The following is a 23,699-nucleotide window of genomic DNA, read 5'->3' on the forward strand; positions in this document are numbered from 1 at the left end:
GAAATCTGACCCTTAGTTAAAACTTGGTATGAATATGTCATGATATATCTATCATAAATGGTATGAATTATTCGATAACATTATCTTGTACATCTTCTCATATTAGAAAGTTGTATAAAATTCTGATAATCTTTCTAGTTCTTTCAATGATAATACCTCCCATGACTCTACCTGATGCAAAAGCCTATTCTGATCATCCTAATCTTTTTGTTTCTGCAGAAAATAGTCTTTTTAATAATTATTTTTCTGGACCAATGGTAGTTGAAGTTATGGTGACAGAATCTAATAGCCAATTAGATCAAGTATTGGGTGAACCAAATGTTTCTGTAGGTGGAAGTCGTCTTCGAATGGTTCAAAGCACTGATGGTAATTGGTATGGCTTTTTTGCAAATACTGAATCTGCACAACAAGCTGATCAGGCAGCTCTTTCAGGATCTCCAGGTCAAAGTACTGACTTTGGCGTCTTTTGTTCTAGGTCTACAGCTCCATCAGTTCTAGGAGTAGATATTTCACAGACTGATGGAGTGGCAATTCCTGATTCTGCAGGCTTGTCTGGTACTACACAAGGAACTGCGGGCTTTAATTCATGCACTGGTAATGCAACAACTCCATCAAGTCAAAATAATGTTATACGAAATCCTCCGTCTCTGAATACAAATCCCAAAGTTCCAGTGGGCCAGATAGGAATTAATCCAAATATTTGGCCTTTTATCCAACTTTTTACTTTAAGTAATAATGTTCACATAGAATATGACGGTTCAACAGGTACTCAAAGTGTAGACCTTACTTATTCAGACATTCCAAATATTTCATTAAAACTTGACAAAGATGCATATCCAACTGGTTCAGATGTTTTTGCAACAATAAATGATATTGAATTAAGCATAGATCCAACATCCATAAACTCATGGACATTCAATGTTGGTTCACCTCAGGCCACATTTTACCAAGCCTTTTCTGAATCTGGTAGGAGTACAAGTGGATCTGGATTAGTAAATCTACTACCCTATCTGAGCAGTATGGGCTTCAAGGATAATGGACAGCTAACTATGGATACATCTGATGTTGTTAATCTGAAAACTAATTCTGTTCAAACAAGCTCATCACTTAATAGTATATACAACAAATTGGTAACTTTTGTAGAAACAGGACCACATACTGGAATTTTTTCAAGTTCCTTTGCGAGTGTTTCTACTATTGGAACATTACCGGATGCTCCTAGGGGTCACTCTGGATCAATTACTTATGATCTTCAAAGCGCTTCTATTGTTTCTGGTACTTCTACTGCGACCCTTACTCTTGGTACTGGTCAGAGTCAATTTAATCCAGGTCAAAGAGAAACAATTACTCTAGTAGATAATACTCAAAATCTTAACTCAAATCAGATTGATCAACTAGATGTTTTTAGAAGTTCTGCAAAAATCCCAACCTTGGAGATTGGAAGTCCAATTACATTGAGTAGCTCATCAGGTGTTACATTCTATAATTCTTCAAGCACTCTTGTAGTTCCATCTGTTATATTTGATAGTAATTCCTTGAGATTGATTGTGGATACTAGAGGTCAATCTATGTCTAATTTCCAGAAAATCACAATTAATCTTGGCATTACAGCCCAGTCTCTCAAGAACTTGTTCATAGATACAAGTCAATCAAATTCGGGCGGGACTAACTGGATTAACTATGACCTAAGATCTTTTCAACAACAACTTGGCATAACATCATTTTCTGGTGCTAGTATGACATTATACTTTGGCTCTGTTGGGAGTTCACCAGTTCAAATTTTAGCACCGGGAACAATTGTTTCTGGTAACGGCTTAGTTCAGATAAGTGATGCTACAGTGGCATCTATTGAATCAATGTCATCAGGCCTGCCAGTATATTTGGAAATTAATTTCAATACTTCAGGCGGCTTTTCAAATCCAAGTGATACTCAACCCATAGTTTTTGATCTTTTTTCCTTTGGAACCAAAAATGGTCAACAAGAAAATAATGGTATCTACAGAGCAGAACTACAAGAAACATCTGCTAATTCTGGTGTATTTTCTGGAACAATGGAATATGCGGTAGCAAATCAATTAAATCAATTTGATCCTAATCTGATTAAGGGACTTAGTACTTTTGGAAGTAATATTAAATTTCTTGTAAATAATGACCTTACTGATGCTAATGCAATACACTTTTCAATTATTAGTACTCAAGGAGGAGGAACGTCTGCACCTACAACATCTCAGAATAGTCTTCCTACGCATACTGGTATAGTAACACTGGACTCGCCAACTTATAGAATCGGTTCAGTTGTTACAGTTACTGTCATTGATCCTGATCTAGTTACTGATGCTAATACTATTGTAACTTATCCAGCTGTAAATGATCCTAACTCAGCAGCAGATGATACTGTTGGAGATAGTAGTGGAAACATACTCCTAGAAGTTTGGATCAAGGGATATAGATTTCAACATTGTACCATAAATGGAGTCACATATGGAGGACTTGGTGCTACCGGTTTTTCACTGATTGAAACAGGACCAGGTACTGGAATATTCAAGGGTAGTTTTGGAATGCCCGCACAGATATGCAGTGAGGACGGAACTACTTTAATTTCCTCTGTTGGAGGTACTGTTCAGGCAAGGTATCACGATTTTCAAGATGAATTTGGTAGATCAGTCATAATCGAATCTACCGTTGGTGCCGCACCTGCCACACCACAACCCGTACCACAACCTACAACAACCTCGATGCAATACAATACAATTTCAAAGTCAACTCAAATTAGTGATAAATCAGGAAGACCATTACTTCAAAATCCACATGTTGGGCAAACAATTAATTTCCAAAGTATGATTTCAAACAAATTATACTCAAACTATCAGAAAATTTCTTACATTGTTCAGATAAAAGATAGTGACAATAAAGTAGTTTTCCTAAAATGGTCTGAAGATAATCTTGTAAATCTATCAACTACCAATGAAGCAATTCAATGGATGCCAACATCCCCAGGAGTTTATACTGCTGAAGTATATGTCTGGGATGGAATGGATACTCTAGTACCACTCATAGATGATAATCAATACAAAATTCAAGTTCTTCCATAATAGAAATTTTGAATTTTAAAAATTGTATTTGCTTTTGTATGGTGACACTGCGCGTAATTCCTTAACCACTTTTTTTAATACGTCTACAGTTTCATCAATTTCTTGTTCCGTATTTGTTATTCCTACTGTAAGACGTAAAGACCCTGTAACTTGCTCATGCGAAAACCCCATGGCTTTTAACACATGCGATGCTTTTTGGATCTTTACAGAACAAGCAGAACCCGTAGATGCAGATATTTTATTTTCGTCTAATTTTATTATTAGATCCTCTCCACTTACACCCAGAAAAGTAAAATGAGTATTATTAGGAATTCTCATATCTGGATGTCCATTAAGTGTAGTGGATGGTATTTCAGATAAAACGCGTGAGATCAACCTTGTAGATAATTTTTTGAAATGAGCCATCTTCTCATTCACGTCATCCTTTATTAATTTACATGCCATTCCAAATCCTACAATGCTTGCTACGTTTTCTGTGCCAGATCGTAATCCTCTTTCTTGACCTCCTCCTAACATTAGAGGTGATATTTTTACACCATTTTTGATATACAATGCACCTACACCTTTTGGACCATTTATTTTGTGAGATGATATTGAAAGCAAATCAATTCCAAATTCCTTGACGTCTATGGGGGTTTTTCCTACTGCTTGGACTGCATCTGTATGAAAGATAATGTTCTTCTCTCTTGCAATTTTAGCTATTTCCTTTATGGGCTGTATTGTGCCAACTTCATTATTAGCATACATTATTGTAATCAGACAAGTGTCATCCGAAATCTCTTTTTTGAGATCTTCTGGATTTACAAAGCCATATTGATCTACGGGAAGAAAAGATATTCGATATCCTTCTTTTTCAAGATGTTTACATGGTTCAAGTATTGCGTCATGTTCAATAGATGATGTTATGATGTGTTTGCCTTTACTTTGTGATGATATTCCATAGATTGCAGTATTGTTTGATTCTGTTCCTCCTGAAGTTATGAGTATTTCATTGATATCCGCATTGACTAGTGCGGCAATTCTTTTCCTTGCATTTTGAATTGCGGTATTTGCAAGCCTACCATGTCTATGTATGGAAGAAGGATTTCCGTATTGTTCTCTGAAATAAGGTAACATCTCTTCGATGACCTTTTCATGAACTGGTGTAGATGCGGCATTATCTAAGTAAATCAATCTGTTATCACATTGAGTTTGCCTGATCGATATCCACTAGGATCAACTAAGACTGTATTAAATCCAAACTGATTCATGTATTCCTTTAACACTGACATCTTTTTCTCGTCACTGAGAAAAACAATTTCATTTTTATCTACTTCTATATTGGCGCTATTTCCAAAGTCGCGAACTCTTACCTGTCTTACACCAAAAAGTTGTTTTATCATAGTCTCACTCTTCTCAATTCTTGCAAGCTTTTCAGCGGTAACGGTATTTCCCCATGGAATGCGTGATGCTAAACAGGAATTGGATGGTTTGTCATGGATTGAAAGACCCATCTCTCTTGCTACTCTTCTAACATCTAATTTTTTGAATCTACTTTCCACTAGTGGACTTTGAACACCAATTTCTTTTAGGGCTACTATTCCAGGTCTGTACTCTGTAAGATCATCTAGGTTAGTTCCATCAACGATGAGGCCAATTTTTTCTATTTTTGATAGTCTAAGAAGGTGCTCTGATAATTCTGTTCTACAATGAAAACATCTGTTTTGATCATTCTTTACAAAGTCTGGATTATCTAGTTCATTGTATTCAATAATTATGTGCCTAATTCCTATCTCTTGACAAACTATCTTTGCAGATTCCAACTCTTCCTGAGAGAGTGTCTTGTAATCTGCTGTTACTGCAATAGCCTGTTTACCTAGAGCTTTTTGAGCAGCATATGCCACAAGAGCACTATCAACACCACCAGAAAGAGCTACCAGAACTTTTTCTTTTCCATAAAACCAATTTACTAATTCTTCGAACTGTTTCATTTTATGTTTAGTCTCCGTTTGACTTCATCTGATATCAAATCAGCTGTCACTTTAAATGATAAATCTAATGACTCTGCAATTAATTTGACATCATCTGCTTCTACTTTGAAATGCTTTACAGTCTCCTCATGTTTTACAATCTTACATCTAACAGTGAAATTTTTTCCTTGTAATAGAATGGGTACTGTGACAATTATTCTTGGAACAATATATCGATTAGAAGATCTTACTCGTACGCCTAAAGTGCCAGTCTCTGAAACAAGTGTATTCATCAGGCTATTTGTAACAGATGGCTCACATATGACGGAAACAAGATTGGTCGGTCTTCCTTTCTTTGTTATAGCTCCTGTTACAGTAACATCTTTTGCACCATTTGCAATTAACTTATCAATCATATGTCCAATTGTCTCACCAGAGACATCATCTAGGTTTGTTTCAAGAATTTGTACTGTATCTAACTGAAATTCGCTTGTTGATTCTCCTCTGACAATTTTCAAAACATTGGAAAATCCCTCAAAGTCTTTACTTCCAGCACCATATCCTATTGATTTTATTTTCATTGTTGGATAAAATTCTGAACATCTATTTGCCAGATTTACAAGGAGACTTGCACCAGTTGGTGTGGTTAGTTCCTCTTTAACCTGTCCTCCGCAAATTATTGTATCTGAATTACGAAATATTTCAAGTATGGCACTTGCAGGATTGGATGTAGTTCCATGAGAGAAAGTTAGAGTGCCTCCACCAACTGCCACTGGTGTTGAAATAATCTGGTCTGAAAATAATTTTAGATCATCTAATGCAATAGCTGAACCAATAATATCTATGGCAGTATCAATACTTGATGCTTCATGAAAATGTACTGATTCTAATGGTTCTCCATGTATCTTCGACTCTGCATGAAGCAATGATCTGATGCTTTCCTTTGTAAAAACTTTGGCCTTCTCAGATAATCCTATCTTGTCTGATGTTGACAATATACACTCTTGAATCTCCATTCCTTTTCGTTCGTGGTGATTCTCACTTGTCTCTAAAACAAGACGTGTTGCCTCTATTCCATGTTTTACAACTTTGTCAAAATCTAATTTTGTAATTTTAGAACCTCTGAGATAATCTTCAACTGAATGTACACCATCTATGACTTTGGACTTGTTTGCTCCTATGCTAACTAATGAAGAAAGTAACATATCTCCAGAGATTCCAGCTATCTGTGCATCGATTACAAGTACCATGATTTTCTAAATATACTAGAATGCATATAAATTGTAATTTGTCCGTAACTTGTTTGGAGAAATAATATATCATAATTCTGATAAAAGACAGTCAAGTTTAATTAGAGATTACATTGAGGGCATTTTATGATTACAATTATTGGCTCTGGAAAAGTAGGTGGAGCAGCTGCATTATTTACAGCTCTTAGAAAAGTTACAGATGAAATACTGCTATTAGATGTAGTTCAAGGTCTTCCACAAGGAGAGGCTATGGACATAAATCACATGTTGGCAGAAAAAGGAATTGATGTAAACGTTAGAGGTTCAAATGATTATTCTGAAATGAAAGGCTCTGATATTGTAGTTGTTGTTGCTGGTTCTGGCAGAAAACCTGGAATGACAAGAATGGATCTTTTAAAAATAAATGCGTCAATAGTAAAAGGTGTTGTAGAAAATATTCAAAAATATGCTAAGGATGCAATGATACTTCCAGTAACTAATCCGTTAGATCCAATGGCGTATCTTGCTTACAAAGTCTCGGGATTTCAAAGAAACAGAGTATTTGGAATGGGTGGCATGCTTGATTTGTCACGATTTACACAATTTATACACGAAGCTACAGGTTACTCGAGAAATTCAATACGTGCACTTGTAGTAGGTGAACATGGCGAGAACATGCTCCCACTTCCAAGATTCTCTACTGTATCTGGAATGCCACTTTCTTCAATTTTACCAAAGGAGAAAATTGAAGAAATTGTACAGGGAACAAGACAAGTTGCAGCAAAGGTAATAGAACTAAAGGGTGCAACAGTTCATGCCCCGGGAAATGCAATATCTACAATCATAGAGGCGGTATTAAACAACACAAGACAAGTTATTCCTGTAGCAACATATCTTGATGGAGAATATGGTTACTCTGATGTCACTATTGGTGTTCCAGCAGTTATAGGTAGAAACGGTGTTGAGAAAATAATAGAATTGGACCTGGATTCAAGTGAAAAAGAGTGGTTCAAAAAAGGAGTAGAAAGCGTCAAGAATGCCATCTCAAATCTTGGACTCTGATTAAATTTTTAACTACACCATAACTATCACTTTATGTTGGATCTTACAGAAATACTAGAATCACTTGATCTTGGAAAGATAAGCGTCTCAAAGGCTAAGAAGCTACTTTCACTCTACTCTGTAGAAAAAATTGAAGATTTTGCTAAGATGGATATGAGTAGAAAGTTACGACGTGGAATACCAGAGGTTATTTTCGCTGAAAAAAAAGAATTTTTGGACCTTAAGAAGATAATTCTTGCAACAACATCTAAAGCAGATTCTATCCTTGTCTCAAGAATCAACAAAGGTCACTATAAAAAAATATTGACTTTTTCTAAAAGGAACAAATTGAAAATACAGACAGGTAAAAATACCACAACTATACTTTTCTTTAAAAAATTGTCTTCCACAGGAGGAAAAGTAGGGATACTAACAGCGGGAACTTCTGATGTTGGCGTGGCAGAAGAAGCAAGACTAATGTGTGAATCTATGGGATGTCAATGTATCTGCAGTTATGATGTTGGCATAGCTGGAATTCATAGGCTTTTTCCTATAGTTAAAAAAATGATACGCGATGATGTAGATGCAATTATAGTAGTTGCTGGAATGGAAGGGGCACTTGCATCAATAATCTCATCACTAGTGGATATACCTGTAATTGGAGTGCCATCCTCAGTTGGATATGGTTATGGAGAAAAAGGAGTTGCAGCATTGGCATCTATGTTACAGAGTTGTACTTTGGGACTTTCTGTTGTTAATATTGACAATGGCATAGGTGCAGGAGCATTTGCAGCTAATGTAGCAAATAGAAGTGTAAGAAAAAAATCAAGTCTTAATAATTCCAAGACTTCCTAATTCAGAACCTATTCCATATCCTATGAGAGCAATACCAGTACCCAGTCCTGCCATCTCTAATCCTCCTCGTAGCATACTAATGTTGGCAATCTTTGATTTAATCGCACCAATGACAAAAGATGCAGAAAGACTTACTCCAATTGCCACAAAGAGTGGAATATATCCGCTTAAAAAGAAATAAGGAATAATCGGTAGGATTCCTCCAACAAGAAAAGCACCAAACATGCGGAAAGCACTCTTTAGAGGACTTCCAACTATTTCTAAATTCAGTTTGAGTTCTTCTGTAAGCATTGTATCTAACCAAACTTTCTTGTCTGATGTAATCTTGTTTACAATTTTCTCTAAATCCTGACCTGTGAATCCTTTTGTCTTGTATACATCTTCTATCTCTCTTCTTTCTGCTTCTGGTACATTGTCCATCTCCCATTTCTCTCGTTCAATCTCAGAATTGAGAATCTGTCTTTGTGATTTTACAGCAAGATAATTCTGGACAGCCATTGCTTTAGCACCTGTAAACATGGCAACAATGGCTGCAAGTATGATTATGTTGGAAGACATTGCTGCCCCTCCAACTCCAGCTACAAGGCCTAGTGAAGTGTTTATTCCGTCGCCAAAACCAAATACGAAATCTCTTATCGAACTACTCTCTTTTTGATGTGCTTCAACATGTCTTGGTTCTACTCCGACCATTGTCTGTAGATGGGTAATGCCTGTTTATATGTCAAAAGTAAAATGTTTCATACTATGCCAAGGTAAACGATTTATATCATAGAAAGAACTCGAAGAAAGAAGAATGGCAGGAAGGAGAATAGTTCTAACTGCAGATCGTAGCCTTATGACTAATTATCGAGGCAATTTTCTGTATGGCTTTATTGCATGTGGTCCTTATGAAGTAGTTCCAGAATGGGTTTTTGATAAAGTGTTTTGTCCTCCAGTTGAAACTGATCAAGTGACTGGTGAAGCAAAGGTAGCTCAAGTTGGTTTGAGAAGAGTAGAATCTGCACTATTGCAAGGTTACAAACGAGATGAGGTGTTTATAGCAAATCCTGATTATTTAGAAAAATGTGTTGGGCCTGATACCAAAGTAGTAGGAATTAATGTAATGGATCCTCTTGGCATGGCTCCAGTCACCACGACAATGTCCCCTGAAAAACTCTCCTACATTGCAATGAAATTTAAGAGAATGTGTGCTAAGATAATCCAACTAAAGAAGAAGTATAATTTTCATGTTGTAGTTGGTGGTAACGGTGCATGGGAACTTGCAAAAACTGATAGAATGAAAATCCATGGTATTGATACAGTTGTAGTAGGTGAAGCAGATGAATTGGCTTTAGATCTTTTCCATGATCTTGAAAAAGGTGATGCGCCAGAGTTGATGCATTGCTTTGTTAAGAATATTCAAAATATTCCTATGATTCAGGGACCAACTGTTAACTCATTAATTGAGGCAATGCGAGGATGTGGACGAGGCTGTGACTTTTGTGATGTCAATAAAAGATCAAAAAAAGATTTACCGCTAGAAAGATTACAACAAGAGGCAAAAATGAATCTTGATTATGGTTTTGATTCTATATGGTTACATTCTGATGAAATGCTTCTTTATGGTTGTGATAACCGAGACTTTCAACCAAACTATGATGCCATAATGGAATTGTGGAAAGGTTTGAAGTCTTTGGGTGCAAGATTTGTTGGAACTACTCATATGACATTCTCTGCTGTATGTGCTGATCCAAAACTACTGCATGACATGTCTGAAGTAAATGACATGAGCGATGAAAAATGGCTTGCCACAAATCTTGGAATTGAAACAGTTGCACCTAGAATGGTTAAGAAACATCTTGGGGTCAAGACAAAGCCATTTTCAACAGATGAATGGGGCTGGGTTGTTAGAGAAGGTGCAAGGATACTAAATGAGAACCATTGGTTCCCAGCAGCTACTATCATAATTGGTTGGCCTGATGAGACACCAGATGAGACTCAATATACTATAGATTTGATTGAAGACTTTAGGAAAACAAGAATGCGTGGCCTAGTTGCACCATTATTGTATCAAGACTTTAGTGAAAAGAATTCCATGCACTTTGGTAATCTTAATGAAGCCCAGTTTACACTATTTTGGAAATCATGGGAACATAATCTTAGAGTCATTAATGATATCATTCCTATAATAATTAGAAATAAGACATTTGGTCCACCTATGAAACTTGTTATGTATGGTATGATAAAAGCTGGAACCTGGGCAATTATGAGATATCTCAGAGGTTTATCTAAAGATCTATTCAATGGTAAACTTCCAGAAGATATTATGGAAAAATATGCCCGAAGCAGATCTGTAAATGCTCCTTCTTATACTAGATAGATTTTTTCTCTAATGTACTAATTGCAGCATCTGCAATAGTGTTTGATTTCGGCGTTAAAACAACAAAATAGATCTTGTCTGATCTTTCTGCAGCTTCTACACTTTTGAATTTTTTTAAATTCATGTCAAACTCTAACAATTTTCCATCGAGTTTTCCTTTTGAATATATCATCAAATAGGAGTTTCCTGAAGCTGGAGTTAAGGGTATTATGGAAAAAATATATCCTTTGTAAGAGTTTATTGGCAAAACATTTTTCATTGGTGGTGCCATGGTAGACATTGCAATAAATATGTCTTCAGGAGAGTCAAACTCTTCAAATTCGAAATCCAATGTATATGCTTGTTTATTCTTGTATAATAATCTATGATATCTGATATGGAATTTATTAAAATAAGTGATATTATGACTGACTCCGTTTTAATATTGTATGTTTATAAAATATTTTAAAAAATTAATTGATTCTAGTTCTAGTATTTTGGCATAAATCTTAGTCCAGTCTTTGCTGAAACTGCAATTATTGATATGATTGCAATTGCAAATACTAGAGCTGCGATTGGTCCAAACTCTGGAACTATTACTGTTCCAACAATACCAATTGTACTATCACCTGTGCTGAATGGAATGCTAAGTATTCTACTAGTTTGACCCTTGGTTTCAGTGAACTGAACTGCTTTGCTACCCACTGTTACTATGAAATTGGTGTCTGGTAATGTAGCTGTACTTACTGCTGCTATTCCTTTTGTTAAATTGGCATCAGCATTTGGTGGAGGTAGTGTCTTTGCATCTATCAACACACGTGGTATGGTGACTGTTATGGAACCAGGTGCTGTGGCAGGACTTAGATTGATCTGAAGCGTGTATGTGGATGATAAAATACTCATACTAGTAACAGTAGCTCCTTTGATTTCATATGGTATGTTGTAAGTTTGACTTCCTGATTGTAATGGATATGTTCCAGTGATTGATTGTGTTACTGTGGATGAACCAGTTCCTCCATTGAAATGGAATGTGTGGGTTGCATTTGTGTATGGGCCATATTGAACTACTATGGTATAATTACCTGCATTTATCCAAAGTGGTCCAGTTGCTAGAAATGATTTGGTATAAGTACCATCTGCTGAAGGTGTTAACTGATCTACTCTTACCATATTATTTAATGGATTCGTAACTCTGACCGTTACATCGGTTCCGTTCTGTATGTCTCTCACTTGGCCTGACATGACAATTTTGTCTCCTTGATTATATGTCGGTAAATCCGTCTGGACAGTAATAGGTGCTAATGTTGTTTTAATTACTCCCGTTCCACTCTTATTAGCTTCTTGTTGTAAGTATTGGTAAGCTGTCATATTGTCTTGCAAATTTGGATTCTGCGGTCCAGCGTTGGATGGTGGTGGTGCTGTAGCATTCTGTCCAAAAACTGGCAAACCAATTGGTGCCAAGAATACTGTGATAATTAGTAATGACGCAATAAAGATATTTTGTCTTCTCATGCCTGCTAAAATACTCAAGGATCTTGAGTATTTATGTATTGATAAAAGAAAATTTGACTTCTAGTTCTAGTATTTTGGCATAAATCTTAGTCCAGTCTTTGCTGAAACTGCAATTATTGATATGATTGCAATTGCAAATACTAGAGCTGCGATTGGTCCAAACTCTGGAATTATCTGTGTACCGATTATTTCTATATCTTGATCTCCTTGTAGAAACTGAATGGTTAGATTTCTAAAATTATTATCTGAAGATTCACTTTGTGGTTTTACTTCGGCGCCATCTATGAGTATTATGAACGCATCATCTTGACCTGAATTTGTCTTTGCATCAATCAAAGTCCTTGGTAGTTGTACTGTAATGGTTCCATCACTTGTGGAATTTACTGACACGATTACGGACAAGCTCTGTGCGTCTATTGTCATAGTTTTAACAGTACCTCCACTTATGGTATAATTTACGTTGAAAGTCTGTTGACTATTAGGATCTTTGAGCGGAAATACATTGCTTGTAGGGGTAATTGAACTTTGGAAAGTAAAAGTAGCCTGTGCGGTTACATTCGGAGGTCCATATTGAACTTTTACTATGTATGCCCCATTTAATTTCCATAGTGTTCCCACTGCCTTGATTGTATCTGTATACTTGCCATCTTGCGATACGTCAATCTGTGCCACTTGAACAAGACTGTTAGTTGGATCCAATATCTGAACGGTTAACGGAGTTCCAAAAACTACTGATTGTACAGCACCTGAGATCACAATTGTATCACCTAATGTGTATGATGATTTGTCAGTATTCATTGTGATTAGTGGTGCCGTGGGAGGAGTTGATTGTGCCAAAATGGGAACTGATAGTGCCGAACTTAGGAAAAACAATATAATTAAAATTGGTAAATAACGCATATCGGACTTGTCTTTCGGTTGTATATTTCCTTTACTATATTTCTAATAAAAAATGAAAAAGTAGAGCGTTCTAGTATTTTGGCATAAATCTTAGTCCAGTCTTTGCTGAAACTGCAATTATTGATATGATTGCAATTGCAAATACTAGAGCTGCGATTGGTCCAAACTCTGGAACTATCTGTGTACCAATTATCTCAATCTTCTCAGATCCTGCTTGGAATGGAATTACTATATTCCTTGTGTCTGTAGTAGGTGACTCTGTAAACTCTGTTATCTGTTCACCATCAATTAGGACTGCAAAGACGCTGTCGGTTGTACCACTTTTTGCATCGAGCACTGATCTTGGAATGTTAAGAGTGATCTGACCATCATTATCTGCTTGTATTGCAACAGCCAGAGTCTTAGATGCGGTGTCCAATGTTGCTCCAGAAACAGTTCCTCCGTTAATACTGTAATCTATACAGTAAAACTGAGTACCTACTGAAGTTGAAAGCTGTTGTGGTGTGCAATTATTAGTTGTCTGTCCACCGCCAGGAAGTGTGAATTGTGTTGTTGTTGAAAGTAGTCCTTGTTGAGCTCCTTCTTGAACATAAATGGTGTATGTTCCACCTACAGTCCATAATGGACTTGAAGTGTTGATTTTAGCTTGAAAATCACCACTACTGCTCACTGTTATCTGATTTACTTCTACAACGTTTCCTGTTGGATCAGAAACTTTCATTGTAACAGCCTGTCCCCCTATTGCATTTTGGACATGTCCTGTAACAATTACTATTGACTGTCTGTCATAAACATCTTTGTCGGTTGACACTGTGATTGGCAGGATTTGTTGAGACCCAGTACCAGGGCTGCTTTGCATTTTATCTACTGACTGCGCAAATGCAGGTAGAATGCCTATTACAGCTACTGTAGCAAGAATTGCGATCAACGCATATTCTTTATGAGTACTCATCTTATTTGCGATTAAGAAGCGAGACTATTTATGTATATTTAAAAAAAATTCTGTTATCTAGTCGAGATTTATTTATCTTATAGATTGGATCTAAAGTATATTTGATAATTTAACCTGTGTAAAATCATCTTCAAATGTCTTCTTTTTATCTGAGATTTTGGATTTATAGAAAATAATTTTTTAATTATGTGGTTTTTGTAATTTGTTTATGTTATATGTTTGAGTACTAATCTTATTTGGTTGTAATTGATATGATTACATATTTACTAATATATTTTAGAATTTGTTTAATGATTGACTTCATTCGCTACTTTTTACAATTTGATTTGTTAAATTTTGTTAATGTTCCCATTAGGGAAAATTTTCTTAAAAAATGAAAAAGTAGAGAGTTCTAGTATTTTGGCATAAATCTTAGTCCAGTCTTTGCTGAAACTGCAATTATTGATATGATTGCAATTGCAAATACTAGAGCTGCGATTGGTCCAAACTCTGGAATTGCTGGAGGTGATGGTGTTACTTCACCTGCGATTTGGAATATAGCTGAATTCACTCTTGCTTGTTCGTCTCCTTGCTGTGCTTTTATTGTGTATTGTCCATTCTCAAGCCATAGATTGCCAGCGGTACTTACTGTTTTAGTAAAGTCTCCGTTACTATCAAGGGTCACTTGAGCTGCTGTCACTACATTATCAGATGGACTGGTTATCTCCAAAGCGACATCTTGTCCTGGGTATGGATTTACAACATGTCCAGTGATCATAATTTGTGAATTGTGATCGTAACCTGGTTTGTCAGTTGTCACTGTTATTGCAACTTGCGGTATCTGTTGAATGTTGTTGGTGTCATTACAGTCCGGACACGCTAAGTATGGGTTGTTTGCTGCAAAGGCAGGTACTACACCTACTATAGCTGCTGTAGCAAGAATTGCGATCAACGCATATTCTTTATGAGTACTCATCTTATTTGCGATTAAGCAGAATGGATATTTATGTATATTTAAAAAATGAAAAAGTAGAGAGTTCTAGTATTTTGGCATAAATCTTAGTCCAGTCTTTGCTGAAACTGCAATTATTGATATGATTGCAATTGCAAATACTAGAGCTGCGATTGGTCCAAACTCTGGAATTATCTGTGTACCGATTATCTCTATTTCTTGAGTTCCATTTACAAATGGAATTGATAGAGTTCTAGCGGTTGTTGTCGTGCTCGTCTCTTGGAAATCAGCTTCTTGGCCGTCGTTTAATACAACCCATTTGTCATCTTGACCACCACTTGTTTGTGAATCAATGAGTCCTCTTGGGAGTGTTATAGTTAATACTCCATCTCCAGTGGTTTGTATTGATACAATAAGCGACTTTGATTGTACGTCAGCCTTTATGTCCGTGACTTTACCATTGGTTATGCTGTATTGTACGGAAAGTGACGTTCCATCAACTGGCATAGTGTTTCCCGCCTGTGTCGGAGTTCCAGTAGAACCTGCAAATTGGAAGGTTGTTTGGGCTGTGTTGACATTACTGCCGAACTGTACTGTCACCTTGTATGCACCTGCTGCTGACCAGAGAGGGCCTGTAGCTTTAAACGATGTTGAATAAGTTCTATCAGAACCCAAATCTATTTGAGCCAATTTTACAATGTTTCCTATTGGGTTAAAGATCTCCATAGTGACTGGTTGACCAGAAATGTAATTCATTGTACTTCCTGATATTGTAATTGTATCACCATCATTGTATGAAGCCTTGTCTGTTGTTACACTGATTGCACCTGTTGGTGTAGGACTTACCAGATTTCCAGATAATGTTGCATTTGTAGAATTTGTACCTAATGGATTCTGAACTGCATATGGAGAAGCAAAAACGGGCATTACTCCTATAGCGCAAAGCAAAATCGCAAATAGCGCAAATCCTTTAAAGCGAGTGCTCATCCTAGTTAGGCATGATTTTTTTTGCTATTTAAAGTTGCGGAAAAAATTATTGACAAATGGTACTAAATTTGACACGTTTCAGATTAGATATATATTAACCTCTCGGTGGATTCACCTTAGTTTGTGGATTAGTTATGCGTTTACAGCTAATGTTGAAAGGAGATTTTAGACATGATAAGTAAAAAAGAGAAAATACTCATTCCAGATCATATCTATGTCCCAAAACATGAGATAATCAATAAAGATGAAGCAATGAAAGTTCTTGAAAAATATCATACCAAGCCCACTGAAATGCCGCTAATCTTTGTAAGTGATCCAGCTATCCGAGGTTTAGGAGTAAAGCCAGGTGATATGATAAAAATTACAAGAAAGAGTCCTACTGCTGGTGAGAGTCTCTACTATAGGTACGTGGTGGAAGAATAATGGTAAATATTTCAAATAAACGCTGGCCTATTGTTCAAGATATTCTAAAGAGAGAAGGAATTGCAAGACAACATCTTAACTCATATGATGAATTTCTTGAAAGGGGACTTCAAAGTATTATAGATGAAGTCGGACATATTGAAATTGAAAGTGCCGAATATCCGTATAAAATTCAGCTTGGCAAAGTAAAACTTCAACAACCACGTATGATGGAATTGGATGGATCGATAACTCATATTGCACCAATGGAAGCACGATTAAGAAATGTTACATATGCTTCGCCTATAATGCTTGAAGCAAGTGTTGTAGAAGATGGAAAAATTCTTGAATCGAGATATATTCACATCGGAGACATGCCCGTGATGGTAAGATCTAATGCGTGTATATTGCATAGTCTTTCTGAACAAAAACTTGTAGAACATGGTGAAGATCCAAATGATCCTGGTGGTTACTTTATCATAAATGGTTCAGAGAGAGTTATAGTAGGACTCGAAGATCTTTCTTACAATAAAATTATTGTAGACAAGGAAACTGTTGGTGGTAATACTGTTTTCAAAGCTAAGGTCTATTCTTCTATAGTTGGCTATCGCGCAAAATTGGAATTGATAATGAAAAATGATGGTCTTATTGTTGCAAAGATTCCAGGTTCCCCTGTTGATATTCCTGTAGTTACTTTAATGCGAGCATTAGGTCTTGAATCTGATAGGGAAATTGCTGCTTCTGTATCTCTAGTAGATGACATTCAAGATGAGCTTGAGGGCTCGTTTGAAAAATCAGGCGATGTGCCAACTGCAAAAGATGCTATTGTCTACATTAGTAAGAGAATTGCACCTGGTATGCTCGAAGAGTTCCAGATCAAGAGAGCTGAGACATTACTTGATTGGGGTCTTCTTCCACATCTTGGTAAACATCCTGATAATAGAAAAGAAAAAGCACTCTTTCTTGGTGAAGCTACTTGCAAATTAATTGAATTGAAGTTGGGATGGATTTCTCCTGATGATAAAGATCATTATGGGAATAAAGTGATAAAATTTGCTGGTCAAATGCTTGCTGATCTTTTCAGAACAGCATTTAGAAACTTAGTCCGTGATATGAAATATCAACTAGAAAGGTCCGGTCAGAAAAGAGGTATCAATGCAGTAGCAGCTGCTGTTAGACCTGGAATTGTTACTGATAAAATGAATAATGCAATTGCAACTGGAAATTGGGGAAGAGGTAGAGTTGGTGTAACTCAACTTCTTGATAGAACTAACTATCTATCAACTATTAGTCATCTTAGAAGAATTCAATCACCTTTGAGTAGAAGTCAGCCTAACTTTGAAGCAAGAGATCTTCATGCTACACACTTTGGTAGAATATGTCCAAGTGAAACTCCTGAGGGTTCAAACTGTGGACTAGTAAAGAACTTGGCTTTATCTGCAATAATTTCTGTTAATGTTCCATCTGAGGATATAATTGAGAAACTCTACGACTTAGGTGTAACATATGTCTCTGATGCAAAAGATGAATTGAAAAAAGAAGGAACTAGAGTTTTTGTTGATGGGAGATTAATTGGATACTTTAAAGATGGACAGAAACTTGTTGATTCATTACGAGATCTCAGGAGAAATTTCAAGATTCATCCACACGTTGGAATTTTCTTGTATCAATCTAGTTTTGAAGGATCAACTAAAAGACTCTATGTTAACTGTAATGCTGGAAGAGTGCTTCGTCCTCTAATTGTAATTAAAGATAATAAAGTTCTCTTAACACAAGAATTAATCGATAAAGTTAGTAAGAAATTCCTTTCATGGACAGATTTACTGCATATGGGAATAATTGAATTAGTAGATGCTAATGAAGAAGAAAACTCTTACATTGCAATTGATGAAACTGACATCAAGAAGCACACTCACATGGAAGTATTCCCATCAGCAATTTTGGGTGCAGGTGCATCAATAATTCCATATCCTGAACATAATCAATCTCCAAGAAATACATACGAATCCGCAATGGCAAAACAAAGTCTTGGTTTCTCAACTCCTCTAATGAATGCAAGTACCTATGTTCGACAACACCTTATGCTTTATCCACAAACTCCAATCGTTAACACAAAAGCCATGGGTCTTCTAGGACTTGAGGATAGACCTGCTGGTCAAAATTGTGTTGTTGCAGTACTACCATTTGATGGTTATAACATTGAAGATGCTATTGTCTTGAGTAAATCTTCAATTGATAGAGGACTTGGTAGAACATTCTTCTACAGAATCTATGAAGCTGAAGCAAAACAATATCCTGGTGGCATGAGGGATAATTTCGAGATTCCAACTGCAGAAGGAAATATTCGTGGATTTAGAGGAGACAAGGCATATAGATTATTAGAAGAAGATGGTGTAATTGCAACCGAATCAACAGTTCAAGGTGGAGATATACTAATTGGCAAAACAAGTCCTCCAAGATTCATGGAAGAATATAGAGAATTTGAGGTTAAGGGACCATATAGAAGAGATACATCAATTGGAGTAAGACCATCTGAAAATGGAGTAGTTGACACTGTTGTCATGACTCAATCACATGATGGGGGAAGAATGTATAAGATTAGAGTAAGAGATCTCCGAATTCCAGAAATCGGTGACAAATTTGCTTCAAGACATGGTCAAAAGGGAGTTGTTGGATTACTTGTCAATCACGAAGATCTTCCATACACTGCAGACGGAGTTGTTCCAGATGTTATGATTAATCCACATGCTTTCCCATCTAGAATGACAGTTGGAATGTTCCTAGAATCTGTAACGGGAAAAGCTGCAGCATTACGTGGTAGTAAGATGGATGGTTCTGCTTTTGTTGGAGAAAAACTTGAAGATGTAAAAGGAGTTTTAGAACAAAATGGATTCAAGTATTCTGGAAAAGAAGTAATGTATGATGGAAGGACAGGAAAGCCATTTGCGGTAGATGTTTTCATTGGAGTTGTATATTATCAAAAACTACACCACATGGTTGCAGACAAGATTCATGCAAGAGCAAGAGGTCAAGTGCAAATGTTAACAAAACAACCAACAGAAGGACGTGCAAGAGGTGGTGGTTTGAGATTTGGTGAAATGGAGCGAGACTGTCTTATTGCATATGGTGCATCTATGATGCTAAAAGATAGATTACTTGATGAATCTGATAAAGCGGATATCTATATTTGTGAAAGATGTGGATTGGTATCCTATTATGATATTAAACAAAGAAGATTCGTATGTAGAGTCTGTGGAGATAAAGGAAAAGTTACATCTATCTCTGTAGCATATGCGTTTAAACTACTTTTACAAGAAATGATGAGTCTTGATGTAGCACCACGACTTTTGATAAAGGAGAGAGTATAATGGCACTTGAGACAATCAAAGTAATTGACGGAATAAAATTCTCAGTATGGTCTCCAACAGAAATTCGAAAATACTCTGTTGCAGAAATTACTGCACCTGAGACTTATGATGAAGATGGAATGTCAGTTCAGGGAGGATTAATGGATGGAAGACTAGGTACACTTGAGCCAGGACAGAAATGTCTTACTTGTGGTAATACAGCTGCAAGATGTCCAGGTCACTTTGGTCACATTGAACTTGCAGAACCTGTTTTACACATTGCATTTATAGACAACATCTACAAGCTTTTAATTACAACATGTAGATCATGTGCTAGATTAAAACTTCCACAAGAAGAATTAGAAGAATATCATCAAATTATGAAAAAAGAAGCAGCTTATACTGTAATCTCAATTAAACATATTCCGACTGAAATAATTGAAAGAGCCAAGAAAGAAAAGACATGTCCTCATTGTGGTAAATCACAGTATGAAATGATATTTACAAAACCAACTATCTTCATAGAACGAACTGAGCTTGGCGAGAACAGATTACTTCCAATTACAATCAGAGAAAGATTCTCTCACATGATTGATGAGGATCTCAAATTGTTGGGATATGATCCCACTACTGCAAGACCAGAGTGGTTTATTTTACAAGTTCTTCCAGTTCCTCCAGTTACAGTAAGACCATCAATTATTCTGGAAACAGGAATTAGATCTGAAGATGATCTAACTCACAAACTTGTAGATATCATTAGAGTTAATCAGAGACTCAAAGAGAGTAAAGAAGCTGGAACACCTCCACTTATCGTACAAGACTTGGTTGATCTTTTACAATATCATGTTACAACTTACTTTGATAATGAAGTATCCGGAATTCCACAAGCTCATCATAGATCAGGAAGACCTCTTAAAACTCTCACTCAAAGATTAAAAGGAAAAGAGGGAAGATTCAGAGGTTCGTTATCCGGAAAAAGAGTTGACTTTTCAAGTAGAACTGTTATCTCACCTGATCCAAACTTGGAAATCTCTGAAGTGGGAGTTCCAGAAGCAGTTGCAACTAAACTAACAATTCCAGAAGTTGTTACTGAATGGAACATTGAAAGACTGAAAAAACTTGTCATAAACGGACCAAGCAAGTTTCCAGGAGCTAACTATATTGTAAGACCTGATGGAGTAAAAATCAGACTTGATTTTGTTGAAGATAGAGAAACAATTGCAAATAATATTGAAATCGGATATCTTGTAGAAAGACACCTATCTGATGGTGATATTGTAATGTTTAACAGGCAACCATCATTGCACCAAATGTCAATTATGGGTCATTATGTTAGAGTATTGCCTGGTAAGACCTTTAGACTACATCCATCAGTCTGTCCTCCTTACAATGCTGACTTTGATGGAGATGAGATGAATCTTCATGTGCCTCAGAGTGAAGAAGCAAGAGCAGAAGCTATACTCTTAATGCGTGTACAAGACCAATTAATTTCTCCAAGATACGGTGGTCCTATAATCGGTGCATTACGTGACTTCATTACTGGTGCATATCTGCTTACAAAAGATGATACTACTTTAACACCACAAGAATTTGCAAATCTTGCAATGTTGGGTGGTTACACTGGAACATTCCCAGATCCAGCAGTTAAAGCAAAAGGCGGTTCACTTTATAGCGGTAAACAACTCTTCTCGCTTTTCTTACCCAAAGACTTCAATTATGTTATAACTTCAAAATGGTCTAAAGGAACAAAGGGTCCTGTAAAAGATGTTGTAATTAAAAATGGTCAACTGGTAAGCGGTGTAATTGACAAAGCATCAATTGGTGCAGAAGAACCTGATAGTGTTCTACATAGAATTACAAAAGATTATGGATATGAAGAGGCAAAGAACTTCCTCAACTCTATCTTGATAATGTTAAAACAATTCATCACTGGATATGGATTCAGTTATGGTTATGCTGATCTTGAACTTGCAACAAAGACAAAAGATGGAATTCTTGAAAATATTCAAGAGTCATATGATAAAGTATATGATTTCATATCTCAAGCAAAGAAAGGTACTCTACAACTCAGTAGGGGTCTTTCCGCTGAAGAAGCATTAGAGGCTCAAATCGTAAACGAACTTTCAAAAGCAAGAGATAAAGCTGGAAACTCTGCAGACAAATCTTTTGATGAGACTAATGCAGGAAGAATAATGGCAACAACAGGTGCTAGAGGTTCTTCATTAAACATTGGTCAGATGGCAGGTGCATTAGGTCAACAATCTATTAGAGGTAGAAGAATTCTCAAAGGTTATAGTAACAGAGCATTACCACACTTCAAAGAACATGATGCAAATCCTGACGGTAAAGGATTTGTAAAATCTAATTATAGAGAAGGATTGTCCACTCTGGAATTTTTCTTCCATGCTATGGGAGGTAGAGAAGGTCTTGTCGATACTGCAGTTAGAACACAGCAAAGTGGTTACATGCAAAGAAGACTCATCAATGCACTTGAACATCTCAAACTAGAATATGATGGAACAGTTCGAGATCCTCATGGTCATATAATACAATTCCTTTATGGTGAAGATGGAATAGATGTAGCAAAAAGTGATCATGGTGAGGCATTTAGAATTGCTAGACTGGTAGAATCTGAAAGTATCATTGATTCAGGAAAGAAAGCCACTAAGGAAGAAATTTCAGAACTTGTGAAAAAATATGTAAAGACATTCAATCCACGTTTATCAAAAACTGTGCTTGAAGCTTTACTAGAATCAAAACTTAGCAGAGATGGTGTTGATAAAGTCTGTAAAAAAGCATTAGAACTTTATGATAATGCAAAGGTTGAACCTGGTCAAGCAGTAGGTGTAGTTACAGCCCAATCAATAGGCGAACCAGGTACTCAGATGACGCTTAGAACATTCCACTTTGCAGGTATCAGAGAAAGAAACGTAACTCTGGGACTTCCAAGATTAATTGAACTTGTAGATGCAAGAAAGAAACCAGTAACACCAACGATGGATATCTATTTGGAAGAAAATTACAAAAAATCAAAAGAAAAAGCAATTAAAGTAGCCAGAGAAATATTACACACAAAAATTAGTGCGTTGATATCCAGTACTGAAACCGATTATTCTACAAAAATTAAACTCAATCTTAATCAAGATAAGCTAAGAGATAGAGCATGTACAATTGAGAATGTAGTGGATGCATTACAATCTTCCAAGAAAAAATTCGAAATTGAACCAAGTGGAAATTCTATTACCTTGACATTACCAGAAGAATCTGATACTCAAACTGTTCTTGCAATGAGAAACAAAATACTCTCAACTACTGTTAAAGGTGTTACTGATGTAGAACGAGTAACAATCGTACAACAAGGAGAAGAATGGGTTATACAAACTTCTGGCTCAAACATTGCAAAGGTATGGGAAATAGACGGCATAGATAAGAAAAATATCAGAACTAACAATATCTTTGAAATAGCAGGTAGCTTGGGCATAGAGGCTGCACGAAATTCATTGATAAATGAATTAAATTCCACACTATCTGATCAAGGTTTAGAAGTTGACGTGAGATATCTCATGTTAGTTTCCGATTTGATGTGTTCTAGAGGATATCTGCAACAAATTGGAAGACATGGAATCGCTGGAACAAAGACAAGTGTACTTGCAAGAGCCGCATTTGAAATTACCGTTCCAACAATTGCAGAAGCTGCACTAGCGGGAGAAGTTGAAGAGCTTAAAGGAGTAACAGAAAATGTTATAGTGGGCGCAAATATTCCAATAGGTACAGGAACAGTTGATCTATACATGAAGGTAGTAGAAGATGGTTAAACTATTAGAAAAATTAATCAAAGATGCAATTGAGGATGGCAAATGCTCCTTTGGTACTAAAGAAGCAATTAGCACAATTAAAAATTCAAAGCTAATTGTCTTATCGCATTCAGTTTCAGAAGAAACACTTGAAAAAATACGAGAAGCAGCTAAAAGTTCAAAGGTTCCAACTTTGAATTATAATGGTTCCTCAGTTGAACTTGGTAGACTGTGTGGAACACAATTCAGAATTTCTGCACTATCGCTTAAGACTCTGAGCGATACTAATCTAAAAGCAATCACAAAAGAACTTGAAATAGAGACGAAATAATCCAATGTCATTTTCCTCACATGTTTTCTATCAAGATTT

General features: G+C 36.3%; 18 protein-coding genes. 8 read left to right on the forward strand and 10 right to left on the reverse strand.

The genetic code is table 11. The annotated features are described in order from the left end of the window. Nucleotides 1-62: 62 nt before the first annotated feature. Nucleotides 63-3,092 (forward strand): peptidase, encoded by a 3,030-nt coding sequence (locus C0Q33_RS03510; protein WP_133121004.1) that lies wholly within the window; start codon nt 63-65, stop codon nt 3,090-3,092. A 15-nt stretch (nt 3,093-3,107) separates the two neighbouring features. Here the strand turns inward: C0Q33_RS03510 and C0Q33_RS03515 are convergent, their stop codons facing one another. From C0Q33_RS03515 to larC, 3 genes are read right to left on the reverse strand one after another with little or no spacing between them, the layout of a single operon-like run. Beyond that, complete coding sequence (locus tag C0Q33_RS03515) at nt 3,108-4,265, reverse strand: cysteine desulfurase family protein (protein WP_101477220.1); 1,158 nt, start codon at nt 4,263-4,265, stop codon at nt 3,108-3,110. Continuing rightward, nucleotides 4,262-5,062, reverse strand: coding sequence for an ATP-dependent sacrificial sulfur transferase LarE (gene larE / locus C0Q33_RS03520; RefSeq protein ID WP_101477221.1), 801 nt, complete (start codon nt 5,060-5,062; stop codon nt 4,262-4,264). Before larE ends, C0Q33_RS03515 begins: the two co-directional genes overlap by 4 nt. Further along, nucleotides 5,059-6,291 carry a nickel pincer cofactor biosynthesis protein LarC gene (gene larC / locus C0Q33_RS03525; protein WP_101477222.1) on the reverse strand — a complete coding sequence of 411 codons (1,233 nt, stop codon included), beginning with the start codon at nt 6,289-6,291 and terminating at the stop codon, nt 5,059-5,061. The genes larE and larC overlap by 4 nt, the downstream gene beginning before the upstream one ends. Nucleotides 6,292-6,417: 126 nt before the next feature. Here larC and C0Q33_RS03530 point away from each other — a divergent pair, with 126 nt between their 5' ends. Continuing rightward, the gene (locus C0Q33_RS03530) at nt 6,418-7,332 is read left to right on the forward strand and encodes a malate dehydrogenase (RefSeq protein WP_101477223.1); all 915 of its coding nucleotides are present in this window, start codon (nt 6,418-6,420) and stop codon (nt 7,330-7,332) included. A gap of 36 nt (nt 7,333-7,368) precedes the next feature. Further along, nucleotides 7,369-8,166: a nickel pincer cofactor biosynthesis protein LarB gene (gene larB / locus C0Q33_RS03535; RefSeq protein ID WP_101477596.1), complete on the forward strand. Its 798-nt coding sequence runs from the start codon at nt 7,369-7,371 to the stop codon at nt 8,164-8,166. Here larB and C0Q33_RS03540 read toward each other — a convergent pair. Further along, the gene (locus tag C0Q33_RS03540; protein WP_101477224.1) at nt 8,137-8,856 is read right to left on the reverse strand and encodes a VIT1/CCC1 transporter family protein; all 720 of its coding nucleotides are present in this window, start codon (nt 8,854-8,856) and stop codon (nt 8,137-8,139) included. The two genes, larB and C0Q33_RS03540, sit on opposite strands and share 30 nt — an antisense overlap. Nucleotides 8,857-8,959: 103 nt before the next feature. On the opposite strand from C0Q33_RS03540, the gene C0Q33_RS03545 reads away from it, so the two are divergent. After that, nucleotides 8,960-10,525, forward strand: a complete 1,566-nt coding sequence (locus tag C0Q33_RS03545; RefSeq protein WP_101477225.1) for a B12-binding domain-containing radical SAM protein — start codon at nt 8,960-8,962, stop codon at nt 10,523-10,525. Here the strand turns inward: C0Q33_RS03545 and C0Q33_RS03550 are convergent. From C0Q33_RS03550 to C0Q33_RS03575, 6 genes are all read right to left on the reverse strand, one after another. Then, nucleotides 10,518-10,856, reverse strand: coding sequence for a hypothetical protein (locus C0Q33_RS03550; protein WP_101477226.1), 339 nt, complete (start codon nt 10,854-10,856; stop codon nt 10,518-10,520). The genes C0Q33_RS03545 and C0Q33_RS03550 overlap by 8 nt on opposite strands. Before the next feature lie 137 nt (nt 10,857-10,993). After that, on the reverse strand, nt 10,994-12,034 hold the full coding sequence (locus C0Q33_RS03555; protein WP_133121005.1) for a PEFG-CTERM sorting domain-containing protein: 1,041 nt from the start codon (nt 12,032-12,034) through the stop codon (nt 10,994-10,996). A gap of 48 nt (nt 12,035-12,082) precedes the next feature. Further along, nucleotides 12,083-12,916, reverse strand: a complete 834-nt coding sequence (locus C0Q33_RS03560) for a PEFG-CTERM sorting domain-containing protein (protein ID WP_101477228.1) — start codon at nt 12,914-12,916, stop codon at nt 12,083-12,085. 70 nt (nt 12,917-12,986) lie between these two features. After that, the gene (locus C0Q33_RS03565; RefSeq protein WP_101477229.1) at nt 12,987-13,868 is read right to left on the reverse strand and encodes a PEFG-CTERM sorting domain-containing protein; all 882 of its coding nucleotides are present in this window, start codon (nt 13,866-13,868) and stop codon (nt 12,987-12,989) included. A gap of 391 nt (nt 13,869-14,259) precedes the next feature. Beyond that, nucleotides 14,260-14,823 carry a PEFG-CTERM sorting domain-containing protein gene (locus tag C0Q33_RS03570; protein WP_101477230.1) on the reverse strand — a complete coding sequence of 188 codons (564 nt, stop codon included), beginning with the start codon at nt 14,821-14,823 and terminating at the stop codon, nt 14,260-14,262. Nucleotides 14,824-14,886: 63 nt separating this feature from the next. Further along, nucleotides 14,887-15,786 (reverse strand): PEFG-CTERM sorting domain-containing protein, encoded by a 900-nt coding sequence (locus tag C0Q33_RS03575; RefSeq protein ID WP_245867303.1) that lies wholly within the window; start codon nt 15,784-15,786, stop codon nt 14,887-14,889. Nucleotides 15,787-15,957: 171 nt separating this feature from the next. Here C0Q33_RS03575 and C0Q33_RS03580 point away from each other — a divergent pair, with 171 nt between their 5' ends. The 4 genes from C0Q33_RS03580 to C0Q33_RS03595 are packed head-to-tail and all read left to right on the forward strand — an operon-like array spanning nt 15,958 to nt 23,660. Further along, a complete protein-coding gene (locus tag C0Q33_RS03580) occupies nt 15,958-16,209 on the forward strand; it encodes a DNA-directed RNA polymerase subunit H (RefSeq protein ID WP_101477231.1) in 252 nt (83 codons plus the stop codon). Beyond that, nucleotides 16,209-19,556: a DNA-directed RNA polymerase subunit B gene (locus C0Q33_RS03585; protein ID WP_101477232.1), complete on the forward strand. Its 3,348-nt coding sequence runs from the start codon at nt 16,209-16,211 to the stop codon at nt 19,554-19,556. Before C0Q33_RS03580 ends, C0Q33_RS03585 begins: the two co-directional genes overlap by 1 nt. Then, the gene (locus C0Q33_RS03590; RefSeq protein ID WP_101477233.1) at nt 19,556-23,350 is read left to right on the forward strand and encodes a DNA-directed RNA polymerase subunit A'; all 3,795 of its coding nucleotides are present in this window, start codon (nt 19,556-19,558) and stop codon (nt 23,348-23,350) included. The genes C0Q33_RS03585 and C0Q33_RS03590 overlap by 1 nt, the downstream gene beginning before the upstream one ends. After that, the gene (locus C0Q33_RS03595; protein ID WP_101477234.1) at nt 23,343-23,660 is read left to right on the forward strand and encodes a ribosomal L7Ae/L30e/S12e/Gadd45 family protein; all 318 of its coding nucleotides are present in this window, start codon (nt 23,343-23,345) and stop codon (nt 23,658-23,660) included. The genes C0Q33_RS03590 and C0Q33_RS03595 overlap by 8 nt, the downstream gene beginning before the upstream one ends. Nucleotides 23,661-23,699 lie beyond the last annotated feature (39 nt).

It is taken from the genome of Candidatus Nitrosotalea bavarica (assembly GCF_900167955.1).
Lineage (GTDB): Archaea > Thermoproteota > Nitrososphaeria > Nitrososphaerales > Nitrosopumilaceae > Nitrosotalea > Nitrosotalea bavarica.